The 13,169-nt window shown below is 69.9% G+C and carries 13 protein-coding genes; 12 read left to right on the top strand and 1 reads right to left on the bottom strand.

Annotated features, from left to right (window positions below; translation table 11 throughout):
- Positions 1-33: 33 nt before the first annotated feature.
- Both chrA and FMM06_RS02480 read left to right on the top strand, forming a co-directional pair.
- Complete coding sequence (gene chrA, locus FMM06_RS02475) at positions 34-1,314, top strand: chromate efflux transporter (protein ID WP_143554632.1); 1,281 nt, start codon at positions 34-36, stop codon at positions 1,312-1,314.
- A gap of 141 nt (positions 1,315-1,455) precedes the next feature.
- Positions 1,456-1,947, top strand: a complete 492-nt coding sequence (locus FMM06_RS02480; RefSeq protein ID WP_143554633.1) for an RcnB family protein — start codon at positions 1,456-1,458, stop codon at positions 1,945-1,947.
- Here FMM06_RS02480 and ubiG read toward each other — a convergent pair.
- Positions 1,944-2,690: a bifunctional 2-polyprenyl-6-hydroxyphenol methylase/3-demethylubiquinol 3-O-methyltransferase UbiG gene (gene ubiG / locus FMM06_RS02485; protein WP_143554634.1), complete on the bottom strand. Its 747-nt coding sequence runs from the start codon at positions 2,688-2,690 to the stop codon at positions 1,944-1,946. The genes FMM06_RS02480 and ubiG overlap by 4 nt on opposite strands.
- Positions 2,691-2,763: 73 nt before the next feature.
- Between ubiG and FMM06_RS02490 the strand changes: the two genes are divergently transcribed.
- The 10 genes from FMM06_RS02490 to FMM06_RS02535 all read left to right on the top strand — a co-directional run bounded on the left by FMM06_RS02490 (position 2,764) and on the right by FMM06_RS02535 (position 13,169).
- On the top strand, positions 2,764-4,002 hold the full coding sequence (locus FMM06_RS02490) for an aspartate kinase (RefSeq protein WP_143554635.1): 1,239 nt from the start codon (positions 2,764-2,766) through the stop codon (positions 4,000-4,002).
- Positions 3,999-5,021: an NAD(P)H-dependent flavin oxidoreductase gene (locus FMM06_RS02495; RefSeq protein ID WP_143554636.1), complete on the top strand. Its 1,023-nt coding sequence runs from the start codon at positions 3,999-4,001 to the stop codon at positions 5,019-5,021. The genes FMM06_RS02490 and FMM06_RS02495 overlap by 4 nt, the downstream gene beginning before the upstream one ends.
- Positions 5,021-7,288, top strand: coding sequence for a phosphoenolpyruvate--protein phosphotransferase (gene ptsP, locus FMM06_RS02500; protein ID WP_143554637.1), 2,268 nt, complete (start codon positions 5,021-5,023; stop codon positions 7,286-7,288). The genes FMM06_RS02495 and ptsP overlap by 1 nt, the downstream gene beginning before the upstream one ends.
- A 52-nt stretch (positions 7,289-7,340) precedes the next feature.
- Positions 7,341-8,369 (top strand): GTPase ObgE, encoded by a 1,029-nt coding sequence (obgE, locus tag FMM06_RS02505; RefSeq protein ID WP_143554638.1) that lies wholly within the window; start codon positions 7,341-7,343, stop codon positions 8,367-8,369.
- A complete protein-coding gene (proB, locus tag FMM06_RS02510) occupies positions 8,354-9,466 on the top strand; it encodes a glutamate 5-kinase (protein WP_143554639.1) in 1,113 nt (370 codons plus the stop codon). Before obgE ends, proB begins: the two co-directional genes overlap by 16 nt.
- Positions 9,467-9,475: 9 nt before the next feature.
- On the top strand, positions 9,476-10,375 hold the full coding sequence (locus tag FMM06_RS02515) for an HNH endonuclease (RefSeq protein ID WP_143554640.1): 900 nt from the start codon (positions 9,476-9,478) through the stop codon (positions 10,373-10,375).
- A gap of 23 nt (positions 10,376-10,398) precedes the next feature.
- The gene (locus FMM06_RS02520) at positions 10,399-11,688 is read left to right on the top strand and encodes a glutamate-5-semialdehyde dehydrogenase (RefSeq protein ID WP_268900671.1); all 1,290 of its coding nucleotides are present in this window, start codon (positions 10,399-10,401) and stop codon (positions 11,686-11,688) included.
- Between the two features lie 22 nt (positions 11,689-11,710).
- Positions 11,711-12,283 carry a nicotinate-nucleotide adenylyltransferase gene (locus FMM06_RS02525; protein WP_143554642.1) on the top strand — a complete coding sequence of 191 codons (573 nt, stop codon included), beginning with the start codon at positions 11,711-11,713 and terminating at the stop codon, positions 12,281-12,283.
- Between the two features lie 86 nt (positions 12,284-12,369).
- Positions 12,370-12,753: a ribosome silencing factor gene (gene rsfS, locus FMM06_RS02530; RefSeq protein ID WP_144237040.1), complete on the top strand. Its 384-nt coding sequence runs from the start codon at positions 12,370-12,372 to the stop codon at positions 12,751-12,753.
- A complete protein-coding gene (locus tag FMM06_RS02535; RefSeq protein WP_143554643.1) occupies positions 12,750-13,169 on the top strand; it encodes a 23S rRNA (pseudouridine(1915)-N(3))-methyltransferase RlmH in 420 nt (139 codons plus the stop codon). The genes rsfS and FMM06_RS02535 overlap by 4 nt, the downstream gene beginning before the upstream one ends.

Below are 13,169 nucleotides of genomic sequence, written 5' to 3' on the forward strand. Positions count from 1 at the left end.
TGCGCAGGCCGCACTGTGCCATGCGCGGCGGCTATGGGAGCGCGGGACCGGCCAGCCGAAAATTGGGGCGAATTCCTCGCCGTCTGGCTGCGTATCGGCGCGCTGGGTTTCGGCGGGCCGGCGGGTCAGATCGCGCTGATGCACCGCGAGCTCGTCGAGCGGCGCGGCTGGATCGACGACGCGACGTACCTGCGCGCGCTCAATTTCTGCATGCTGCTGCCGGGGCCGGAGGCGCAGCAGCTGAGTGTGTGGTGCGGCTGGCGGCTGCGCGGCGTGCGCGGCGGACTGCTCGCGGGACTTGCTTTCATCATCCCCGGCGCGGCGGTGATGGCCGCGCTGACCTTGCTCTACCTCGGCTATGGTCGCCTGCCGCTGGTGCAGGCGATCTTCTTCGGCGTGCAGGCGGTGGTGCTGGCGATCGTCGCGCAGGCGCTGACCAAGGTGGCGAAGCGCGCGCTGCACGGGCGCTTCGCCTATGGGCTGGCGGTCGCGGCGTTTGTCGCGCTGTTCTTCTTCGACGCGCCGTTCCCGGCGGTGGTGCTCGGGGCGGGCATCATCGGCTGGCTGCGCGGGGGCGTCGCGGTGAATGCCGCGCCGGTCGCGGCCGCCTCGTGGCGGGCGTCGGCGGCGACGGCGTTGTTGTGGGCGGGCATCTGGGCCGCACCCGTGGTCGCCGCAGCGCTGTGGCTGGGTCCGACCCACGACCTCGTCACGCTCGGGCGCTTTTTCGCAGGCCAGGCAGCGGTGACCTTCGGGGGCGCGTACGCTGCGCTCAGCTATGTCGCGCAGGCGGCGGTCGAGCAGCGCGGCTGGCTGACCGCGGCCGAGATGATCGACGGGCTGGGGCTCGCGGAGACGACGCCGGGGCCGCTCGTGCTGGTCTTTCAGTTCGTCGGCGGGCTGGCGGGGGCGCGCTTCGACGGGCTGGGTGGCGCGGGCGCGGCGCTCGGCATGGCGATGGTGTTGTGGGTGACCTTCGCGCCGTCTTTCCTGTGGGTATTCGCGCTCGCCCCGCACCTCGACGCGCTGATGCGGCGGCCCGCGCTGGCGAGCGCGCTGCAGGCGATCACCGCCGCGGTCGTCGGTGTGATGGCCAATCTGGCGCTATGGTTCGCGCTCCACGTGCTGTTCGACCGCGTCGATGCGGTGCGCACCGGGCCGCTGCGCCTGTGGGTGCCGGGCGGCGGCTTCGACTGGGGGGCGGCGGCCATCGCGGTCGTCGCGCTGATCCTGCTGCTGCGCCTCCGCCTCGCGCTCGGCTGGGTGCTCGCGCTGGGGGCCGTGGCGGGCGTCGCGCTGATGAACGGTATCTGACGAACCGACTCAGAAATGGTTCACGCCGGAAATGCGAATCACCTGACACGGACGGCGCGGCGACCCGCAAGGGACGCTTCGCCAACCGGTCGTAATCAGTAGCGAGTTGCGTTGCGTAACCCGACCCGAAAGGAGACCGTCATGCGTAAGATCATCCTGTCCACCCTGGCCCTGGCGACGCTGGCCTCGCCTGTCGCAGCCCTCGCCCAGCGTGGTGAAATCCGCGAGGACCGCCGCGAAGTCCGCCGCGAGTATCGCGACCTTCAGGAAGCCAAGCGCTACGGCGACCGCGGCGACATCCGCGAGGAGCGCGGCGAGTACCGCGACGCCCGCCGCGAGCTGCGCGAGGACATCCGCGACCGTCGCGATGATCGCCGCGACCGCTACGAGGGCCGGCGCTACCAGGGCGGCGCCTATTACCATCCGCGCGGCTATGCCTATCGCAACTATGCGGTCGGTGCGTACCTGCCGCGCGCCTATTGGGCCGACCGCTACTACATCGGCCGTCCGGCACAGTTCGGCCTGGGCAACGCCTGGCGCGGCACGCGCTGGGTCCGCGTCGGTGGCGACGCGCTGCTGATCCGCGTCCGCAACGGCGCGGTGCTGCAGGTCGTCCGCGGCATCTATTACTAAGTCGGGATCGCGGTCCCGAAATAGTTGACCGAGACATCGCGGCCGAGGACGAAACCCGTCCCCGGCCGCCATGTCATGCCCTGCACGCCGGTCACGGTCAGCCCGGCGTCGGCCAGTTCGGCGGTCAGCTCGTCGGGCTGGACGAATTTCGACCAGTCGTGCGCGCCGCGCGGAATGCTGCGCAACACCCGCTCCGCCCCGACGATCAGCGTCGCGTATGACAGCGGTGTGCGATTGGGCGTCGAGAAGACGAACAGCCCATCCGGCGCGAGTAGCGTCCTGAGCGCGGCGAAGAAGGCCGGGCGGTCGGCGACATGCTCGATCACCTCCAGGCACGTGATCAGATCGTAGGTCGCGCCCTCGCGCGCCAAAGCCTCGACCGCAATCGAGCGATAGACGATCGGCAGCGCGCCCGCATGCGCCTGCGCCGCCGCGATATTTTCGGCCGCCGCGTCGATCCCGGTGACCGCCGCGCCCATGCGCGACAGCGGCTCGGTCAGCAGTCCCGCGCCGCACCCGACATCGAGTGCGCGCCGCCCCGACAGCACCGCGCGGGCGCGCCGGTCGAGCCCCCAGCGGTCGACACACGCCTCTCGGATATAGCCCAGCCGCAGCGGGTTGATCCGGTGCAGCATCGCCGAACTGCCCTTCGGGTCCCACCAGTCCGACGCAAGCCCGCCGAAGAACGCCGCCTCGCGCGGATCGGTCGTTGCGGACGCGGCGGGGCTTTCCTTGCTTTCCATGGCCCTGGTTTCTATCAGCCACGCGAAACCCGGCAAGCCGCTGCGGTGCCGCACGAAGGACTGTCCCGCCGCCATGGCTCGCATCGTCATGAAATTCGGCGGCACGTCGATGGCGGGGACCGAGCGCATCCGCAATGTCGCGATGCGGGTCAAGGCGCAGGTCGAGCGCGGCGACGAGGTCGCGGTGGTGGTCTCGGCGATGGCCGGCGAGACCGACCGGCTGGTCGGCTTCTGCCGTGAAGCTTCGCCGCTTGCCGATCCGCGCGAGTATGACGTCGTCGTCGCCAGCGGCGAGCAGGTGACCGCGGGCCTGCTGGCGATCGCGCTGCAGTCGCTCGGGCTCAAGGCGCGGTCCTGGCTCGGCTGGCAGCTGCCGGTGCGGACCAGCGATGCCCACGGCTCGGCGCGGATCGAGGATATCGACACGCGGGCCTGCCTCGCGTCGATGGCCGCGGGCGAGATCGCGGTGATGCCGGGCTTCCAGGGTGTCGACGCCGGGGACCGCGTCGCGACGCTCGGCCGCGGCGGCTCCGACACCTCCGCGGTGGCACTGGCGGCGGCGCTCAAGGCCGACCGCTGCGACATCTACACCGATGTCGACGGGGTCTATACGACCGACCCGCGCATCGTGCCGCGCGCGCGCAAGCTGACGCTGATCACCTATGAGGAGATGCTCGAACTCGCGAGCGTCGGGGCGAAGGTGCTGCAGACCCGCTCGGTCGAGCTCGCCATGAAGGAAAAGGTGCGCGTGCAGGTGCTATCGTCGTTCACGGTGCACGGGAATGACGAGCTGCCGGGGACGCTGGTCGTCGATGAGGATGAGATTGTGGAACAGGAACTGATCGCCGGCGTCGCCTACAACCGCAACGAGGCCAAGGTCACCGTCGTCGGCGTGCCCGACAAGCCCGGCGTCGTCGCCAACATCTTCGGACCGCTGGCCGAGGCGAACGTCAACGTCGACATGATCGTGCAGAACTACGCCCAGGCCGGCGGCACCACCGACGTGACCTTCACCGTGCCGCGCACCGAGCTGGTGCTGAGCCTCGACGTGCTGGCCAGGTCGCAGGGCCTGATCGGCTACACCGATGTCCGCTCGGACGATGCGGTGGCGAAGATCTCGGTTGTCGGGGTCGGCATGCGCAGCCACGCCGGCGTCGCGGTGACGATGTTCAAGGCGCTCGCCGACCGTGGCATCAACATCCAGGCGATCACGACCAGTGAGATCAAGGTCAGCGTGCTGATCGCCGAGGAATATACCGAACTCGCGGTGCGCGTACTGCACACGGCCTATGGACTGGATGCCACCACATGAGCCGCCTCGCGCATCTTTCCGCCCGCGGCACCGCGTTCCTGGGCTCGCGCCATGCCATCATGGCGGGCGCGATGACCTGGGTGTCAGAGCGCAACCTCGTCTCGGCGATCAGCAACGCCGGGGGTTTCGGCGTGATCGCCTGCGGGTCGATGACACCCGCGCTGCTCGATGCGGAGATCGCCGCGACCAAGGCGCTGACCCAGTGCCCGTTCGGGGTCAATCTGATCACGCTGCACCCGGCGATGAACGAGCTGATCGACGTGTGCGCGAGCCACGGGGTCGGCCATGTCGTGCTGGCCGGCGGCATCCCGTCGGGTGACGCGATCGCGCGGATCAAGGCGAGCGGTGCCAAGCTGATGTGCTTCGCGCCCGCCTTGTCGTTCGCCAAGAAGTTGATCCGCTCGGGTGCCGACGCGCTGATCATCGAAGGCGCCGAGGCCGGGGGACATATCGGCCCCGTCAGCACGTCCGTGCTGGCACAGGAAATCCTGCCTGTCGTCACGCAAGTGCCTGTCTTCGTCGCGGGCGGGATCGGCCGCGGCGAAGCGATCGCCGCGTACCTCGAAATGGGCGCCGCCGGGGTCCAGCTCGGCACGCGCTTCGCCGCGTCGACCGAGAGCGTCGCGCACCCGAATTTCAAGCGCGCCTTCATCCGCGCCTCGGCACGCGACGCGGTCGCCAGCGTCCAGCTCGACGGCCGCCTGCCGGTGATCCCGGTGCGCGCGCTGAAGAACGCCGGCAGCGAGGCGTTCACCGCCAAGCAGCGCGAGATGGTCGGCCACCTCGACGCCGGCAGCGTCGAACTCGCCGAGGCGCAGCTGCAGATCGAGCATTACTGGGCGGGCGCGCTGCGCCGCGCGGTGGTCGACGGCGACGTCGAGACGGGCAGCCTGATGGCGGGCCAGTCGGTCGGCATGGTGACCCGCGAGGCGCCGGTCGCCGAGATCATCGCCGAACTCGTGATGGAGGCCGAGACCGCGCTGTCGCGGCGCGACTCTGCACCCGCGGCGCCTGCCTGATGGCGACGATCACCGCCGCGCGCGAGATCCTGCGGGGCCTGCACGATGTCATGGCATCGAAGACGCCCGCGCAGGCGAAGCTCAACGCAGTCGTCGGCATCGTCGCCGACGCGCTGACCAGCGAGGTCTGCTCGATCTACCTGCTGCGCGACGGCGCGCTCGAACTCTACGCGACCAAGGGCCTGGCGCAGTCGGCTGTGCACGTCACGCGCCTCGCGCTCGGCCAGGGCCTCGTCGGCACGATCGCCGCGACGCGTGAGCCGCTGAACCTCGCCGAAGCGCGCGCCCATCCGGATTTCGCCTATCGCCCCGAGACCGGCGAGGAGGATTATCACAGCTTCGCGGGCGTCCCGATCATCCGCCGCGAAGGTGCGATCGGCGTGCTCGGCGTCCAGCACGCCGACCCGCGCGAATATGCCGAGGTCGAGATCGAGGCCCTGCAGACCGTCGCGATGGTGCTGTCCGAGCTGCTCGCGGGTGCCGGTCTCGTCGACGATGTCGCCGCCGCCAAGGCGCGCGCGCAGATCAGCGGGCCGGTGCGGCTGACCGGCCTGAAGCTCGTCGACGGCTTCGGCCGCGGTGTCGCGACGCTTCATCAGCCGCGCGTCGTCATCGAACACACCGTCGCCGACGATACCGAGGCCGAGCGCCGCCGCGTCTACGGCGCGTTCGAGAAGATGCGCGAGCAGATCGACCGCATGATGGGCCAAGCCGAATTCACCGGCGGCGGCGAGCACGATGAGATCCTGGAGACCTACAAGGCCTTCGCCTACGACGAGGGCTGGTCGCGGCGCATCAACGAGGCGATCGACACCGGGCTGACCGCCGAAGCCGCGATCGAGCGTGTCCAGCAGCGCACGCGCGCCAAGATGCGCGCCATTCCCGATCCATACCTGCGCGAGCGGCTGGCCGACCTCGACGACCTGTCGAACCGGCTGATCCGCATCGTCGCGGGGCAGCTCGGTACCGCGGCACAGTCGGGACTGCGCGCCGATATCATCCTGCTGGCGCGCAACCTGGGGCCCGCCGAGCTGCTCGAATACGACCGGCGCTTCCTCAAGGGCGTGGTGCTCGAGGAGGGGTCGCTGACTGCGCACGTGACGATCGTCGCGCGCGCCATGGGAGTGCCCGTGCTGGGCCGCGTCCGCGACTTCCGAACCGCGATCAACGACGGCGACGAGCTGCTGCTCGACGTCGGCAGCGCCGCGCTGTTCGTCCGCCCGACGACGACGATGGTCAAGTCGTTCACCGCGATGAGCGCGCTGCGCGCCAAGCGTCAGGCGGGCTATGCCAAGCTGCGCGACCTGCCCGCCGAAACGAAGGACGGGAAGCGCATCGCGCTGCTGATGAACGCCGGTCTGCAGGGCGATGCGGATGCGCTGCGGCTGACCAACGCCGACGGCATCGGGCTGTTCAGGACCGAATTCCAGTTCCTCGTCGCCGCCACTCTGCCCAGGCGGGAGCGTCAGACCGCGCTGTACAAGGCGGTCCTCGACGCGGCGGGCGACAAGCCGGTGATCTTCCGCACCGTCGACATCGGCGGCGACAAGGCCGTCCCCTACATGCGCGAGGAGACCGGCGAGGAGGAGAACCCCGCGATGGGGTGGCGCGCGCTGCGCCTCGCGCTCGACCGCGACGGGCTGATGAAGGTCCAGGCGCGTGCGCTGCTCGACGCGGGCGCAGGTCGGACGCTGAATGTCATGTTCCCGATGATCAGCGAGCCGTGGGAGTTCGACGCCGCCAAGGCGCTGATCGAGGAACAGCGCGCGTGGCTGGTCAAGCGCGGCCGGCCGCTGCCTACCGTGATCAACTATGGGGCGATGCTCGAGGTGCCGGCGCTTGCCGATGCGCTCGACGTGCTGCTGCCCAAGGTCGATTTCCTGTCGATCGGCACCAACGACCTGACGCAGTTCCTGTTCGCCGCCGACCGCGCCAACCCGCGGCTGGCGGACCGCTACGACTGGTTGAGCCCCAGCGTGCTGCGCTTCCTGCGCCGCATCGTGCGGGCGTGCGAGGCCGAGGACGTGCCGGTGACGATCTGCGGCGAGATGGGCGGGCGACCGCTGGAGGCGCTGGCGCTGCTCGCGCTCGGCATCGAGCGCCTGTCGATCACCCCCGCCGCCGTCCTGCCGATCAAGGCGATGGTGCGCTCGACGACGCTCGAGCCGCTGCGCGCCGCGATGACGGGCTGGCTCGACGCGCCGGGCAGCGACGTGCGCGCACTGCTGAGTGCGGCGGCGGACGAGGCGGGGGTGGTGCTGGGGTAGGTACGCACGCCGGTTAAAGACTTTTCGCGCCCTGTCTGCCAATAGCGCCTGCATGAAGTTCCTCGACCAGGCCAAGATCTACCTCCGCTCCGGACAGGGCGGTGACGGCGCGGTGTCGTTCCGCCGCGAGAAGTTCGTCGAATATGGCGGGCCCGACGGCGGCGATGGCGGCAAGGGCGGCGACATCATCTTCGAAAGCGTCGCCGGGCTGAATACGCTGATCGACTTCCGCTATGCCCAGCATTTCAAGGCCCAGCGCGGCGGCGGCGGGGCAGGCCGCAACCGCACCGGCGCGGGCGGCGACGACCTGTTGATCAAGGTGCCGGTCGGGACGCAGGTCATCGACGAGGACGGCGACACGCTGCTCGCGGACTTCACTGCGCCGGGCCAGCGCATCGTGCTGCTGCGCGGCGGCGACGGCGGTAAGGGCAACGACTTCTACAAATCCTCGACCAACCGCGCGCCGCGCCAGTTTCAGCCCGGGTTTCCTGGCGCTGAATGCTGGGTCTGGCTGCGGCTGAAGCTGCTCGCCGATGCCGGGTTGCTGGGGGCGCCCAACGCCGGCAAGTCGACCCTGCTCAATGCCGTCACCAACGCCGACGCCAAGGTCGGGGCGTACCCGTTCACGACGCTGAAGCCGCAGCTCGGCGTCGTCGCGTGGAAGAACCGCGAGTTCGTCATGGCCGACATCCCCGGCCTGATCGAGGGTGCCGCCGACGGCGTCGGCATCGGCGACCGATTCCTCGGGCATATCGAGCGCTGCCGCATCCTGCTGCACCTCGTCGATGCGAGCGGCGACGATCCGGTCGGCATGTATGAAACCGTGCGCGACGAACTCGCCGCCTACGGCGAGGGCCTCGACGACAAGGACGAGATCGTCGCGCTGTCCAAGTCCGACGCGGTCGATCCGAAGGTCCTGGCGAAGCTGCAGAAGAAGCTGGCGAAAGTGTCGGGGGCGGAGGTGTTCACTCTGTCGGCCGCCACGCACGAGGGGGTGGACGCGGTCCTCGACCGGCTGATCGAGGTGGTCGGGCGCAGCGCTGCGCCGGTCGGGGGAGTGAAGGCGTGGACGCCCGTCTAGCTCCTTTCGCCACCACCCCGCGCCTCGTCGTCAAGATCGGCTCCTCGCTCCTCGTCGAGGGCGGTGCGATCCGGCAGACCTGGCTCGCGTCGGTCGTCGCCGACATCGCCGCGTGCCGCGCGGACGGGCAGCAGGTCGTCGTCGTCTCGTCGGGGGCGATCGCGCTCGGCGCGCGGCGGCTGAAGCTGGGCAAGGGCGGGCGCGGCAGCCTCGACGACGCGCAGGCCGCCGCCGCAGTCGGCCAGATCGCCCTTGCCCGCGCCTGGGCCGAGCTATTCGCCGGCCACGGCATCGAGGCGGCGCAAATCCTGCTGACGCTGGGCGATCTCGAGGACCGGCGGCGCTACCTGAACGTCGCGGCGACGCTCGACCGGCTGCTGGCGCTCGGCGCAGTGCCGATCCTCAACGAGAACGACTCGGTCGCGACGCAGGAGATCCGCTTCGGCGACAACGACCGGCTTGCGGCACGCTCGGGGCAGGCGGCAGGGGCGGGCGCGGTGATCCTGCTCTCCGACATCGACGGGCTGTACACGGCCAACCCGTGCGAGCCGGGCGCGACGCTGATCCCGACCGTCGCGCGCATCGACGACGTCGCGCACATGGCCGACGGCCGCTCGGCATCGGGCCTCGGCACCGGGGGCATGGCGGCGAAGATTGCGGCAGCGCGCATCGCGGTTCAGGCGGGCATGCCGCTCGCGATCGTTGACGGACGACGCGACCACCCGCTCACAGCATTTGCTAAGACCGGCCACGGCACGGTGTTCACCGCCGAAAGTTGCACCAGCGCCCGCAAGGCCTGGCTCGCCGGCCGCCTGACCGTCGCGGGCCGCCTGACCATCGACGCCGGCGCAGCGGCTGCCCTCGCAACCGGCAAGAGCCTGCTCGCCGCCGGCGTCGTCTCGGTCGACGGCGACTTCGCACGCGGCGACGCCGTCGAGATCGCTCACGCGGGTTCGGTCATCGCCCGCGGCCTCACCGCCTACGACGCCCCCGACGCCCGCGCCATCGCCGGCGCCCGCAGCGACGCCCAGGCCGCCATCCTCGGCTACGCACCCCGCGCCGCGATGGTGCATCGGGATCAGTTGGTGATGGTGTAGGTCGTTCGCATGGCCTTTGGTGTCTTCATCCACCGCTTCGATTCGATCTACGACGACAGCCCAGCTGAGCGTTATCAGTTCCCGAGCCAGTACCTCAGCCGTGTGCAGGCCTGTATCGGCGACTGGATCATCTACTATGAGCCTCGGAAGGTCGCAGAAACGCGCGGCTACTTTGCGACTGCAAAGGTTGCCGCGGTGACGCCCGATCCCAGCGTGCGGAACATGTTCGTCGCGCTGATCGAGCCCGGCAGCTACCTGCCGTTCACCGAGCCAGTAGCATTTGTCGGGCCTGGAGGTCTGGTCGAGCAAGGCTTGTTGAACGACGAAGGCCGAATCTCGGGACGCGCCCAATCAGCTGTTCGACCGCTATCAGCCGCCGACTTCAAACGCATTATCGATCTCGGCCTTCAGGATAGGACCGTGCTGCTTCCGCGCGACGAGCCACAATCCGCTGCCTTTGAGATGCGCGAGGAGCAGGTGCCTTGGCAGTTTGACAACGTCCGTGAGCGCATCTCAATCCTGAGCACCCGGGCAGTTCGAGACAGAGTTTTTCGGAAAGTTGTTTTGCAGGCGTACGATGAGCGCTGCGCAATGACCGGCCTCAAGTTGATCAATGGGGGTGGACGCGCCGAGGCAGATGCCGCGCATATCCGGCCGGTGCAAGCGAACGGACCCGACATCGTCAGCAACGGGCTGGCGTTGTCAGGCACAGCGCATTGGATGTTCGACCGCGGCTTGATCAGCCTCGCCGACGATCTCACGATACTCGTATCGAGGCAGGCAAACGATCCGGATAGTATTCGGGCGTTGATCAACGAGAATGGACGCGCGACGGCACCGATGCGGGCGGCAGACCGGCCGCATCCGAGTTTCCTCCAGTGGCATCGAGAGATGACGTTCAAGCAGTAGCCGCGCACAGCTGAGGCGAGGCTATCCAACTCCGGTGCTTTGCGGCGCCGGCGCATTCTGACATGGACGCGCCAATGTCTAATGCGGAAGCCAACCAGTCGATCGATGTTCTCGCGAGCGCGGCGCGCCGCGCGTCGGCGGTGCTGTCCCGCACGCCTACCCCGGTGAAGGCCGCCGCCATCCGCGCCGCCGCCAGCGCGATCCGCGTGCATGCTGCCGCGATCCTGGCTGTGAACGCGGCCGACATGGCATCCGCCCAGCATCTTGACGAGGCGATGCGCGACCGGCTGCTGCTGACACCCGAGCGGGTCGAGGCGATGGCTGCGGGGCTCGACACGGTGGCGGGGCTCGACGATCCCGTGGGGCGCATCATCGACGCGTGGGAGCGGCCCAACGGGCTGCGCTTCGAGCGGGTGCGCGTGCCGCTCGGCGTCATCGGGATCATCTACGAGAGCCGGCCCAATGTCACGGCCGACGCTGGCGCGCTGTGCGTGATGGCGGGCAATGCCTGCATCCTGCGCGGCGGCAGCGAGGCACGGGGCTCGAACGCGGCGATCCATGCGGCTCTGGTCGAGGGGCTGGTAAGCGCCGGGTTGCCCGCCGAGGCCATTCAGCTCGTCGGCGACCCCGACCGGGCACTGGTCGGTGCCATGCTCGCGGCACATGGCGGAATCGACGTCATCATCCCGCGCGGGGGCAAGGGCCTCGTCGCGCGCGTCCAGGCCGAGGCGCGGGTGCCGGTGCTCGCGCACTTGGACGGAATCAACCACGTCTATGTCGACGCCGCCGCCGACCGGGCAAGGGCTGAGGCGATTGTCGTCAACGCCAAGCTGCGCCGCACGGGCGTCTGCGGCGCGATGGAGACCGTGCTGATCGACCGCGGCTATCCGCACGCCCGGGCACTCGTCGCGGCGCTGATCGACGCCGGCTGCGAGGTGCGCGGCGATGCCGGTCTCGACGCGCGCATCGTCGCACCGGCGGCGTTCGACACCGAGTGGCTGGCGGGCATCGCCTCGGTCGCGCTGGTCGACGGGGTGGGCGGTGCGCTCGCGCACATCGCCGCGCACGGCTCCCAGCACACCGATGCGATCGTCACCGAGGACCCTGCCGCCGCGGCGCGCTTCCTGGCCGAATGCGACTCGGCGATCGTCCTGCACAACGCCTCGACCCAGTTTGCCGACGGCGGCGAGTTCGGCTTCGGCGCCGAAATCGGCATCGCGACCGGCCGCCTCCACGCCCGCGGCCCCGTGGCGCTGGAGGGGCTGACGACGTATAAGACGCTGGTGCACGGGCAAGGACAGGTGCGGCCATGACGGCACGGCGCGGCCTTCTCCGCTGAAGCGGGTCGGCATTCTTGGCGGATCGTTCAACCCCGCGCATGGCGGGCATCGGCGCGTCGCGATGGCGGCGCTCGACCGGCTGGGGCTCGACGAGGTGTGGCTGATGGTCAGTCCGCAGAACCCGCTCAAGGGCACCGCCGGCATGGCGCCGCTCGCCGACCGGCTGGCGTCCGCGCGCGCGGTCGCGCGGCATCCGCGGATCAAGGCTCGTGCGCTCGAGGTCGATCTCGGCACCCGCTACGCTGTCGACACCGCGCGCGCGCTGGTCCGGCGCTTTCCGGGGCATCGCTTCATCTGGCTGATGGGCGAGGATAATCTGGTCGAGCTGCACCGCTGGCGCGACTGGCGCGGCTTCGCGCGGACCGTGGCGATTGCCGTTTTCGCGCGTCCGGGCTATGGGGGAGCGGCGCGTACCGCCCCGGCGATGGCGTGGCTGCGGCGCTGGCGGCACGGCGCGCGCGACTGGGCACGCTGGAACCCACCCGCAATCCTGTTCGTCGACATGCGGCTTGATCCGCGTTCGGCGAGCGCCATCCGGCGGACCCGCCCCGACTGGGCCCAGACTTGACGTAAAACCGACATGAGGACGAAATCTTGGCACTGACCCCCGCAGGCCCCGGCGACGCTGCCGTCACCGCGCTCCACGAGCTGATCATGGCATCGCTCGACGACGACCAAGCGGTCGAGATCGTCACCATTCCGCTGACCGGCAAGACCAGCATCGCCGACCACATGGTCGTCGCCAGCGGGCGCTCGTCGCGCCAGGTCGCGTCGATGGCGGGAAAGATCGCCGAGCGCATCAAGACCGAACTGCGCCAGAATGTCCGCATCGAGGGCCTGCCGACTGCCGACTGGGTGCTGATCGATGCCGGCGACGTGATCGTCCACCTGTTCCGCCCCGAGGTGCGCAGCTTCTACAATCTCGAGAAGATGTGGTCCGCCGACGGCCCCAGCGGCTCGACCAGCGAGCGCCGCGCGCCGCCGAAGGCCGTGACGCCCGAGGACGCCGAGCCCGCCGCCGACCTCGCGCCCGAGTGAAGCTCCACATCGTCGCGCGCGGACGGATCGGGCGCGACCCCGAAGCGGAGATCGTCGCCCGCTACGTCAAGCGCATGGCGTGGCCGACGACCGTCACCGAATTGAGTGAAGCGACGCCCTTGCCGCTGCCGGTCGCGCGGTCGCGGACCGTAGTGCTCGACGAGCGCGGCACCGCGCTCGACACTCGGGCGCTTGCCGATGTGCTGTCGAAGTGGCGCGACGGGGGCGTGAGCGAGGCGCGCTTCCTGATCGGCGCGGCGGACGGGCACGACGACGCGACGCGCGCGAGCGCCGACCTGCTGCTGTCGTTCGGCCCCGCGACTTGGCCGCACCTGCTGCTGCGCGCGATGCTCGCGGAGCAGCTGTACCGCACGACGAGTTTGCTGGCGGGGCATCCGTACCACCGCGAGGGTTGA

Source organism: Glacieibacterium frigidum (assembly GCF_007097155.1).
Classification (GTDB): domain Bacteria; phylum Pseudomonadota; class Alphaproteobacteria; order Sphingomonadales; family Sphingomonadaceae; genus Glacieibacterium; species Glacieibacterium frigidum.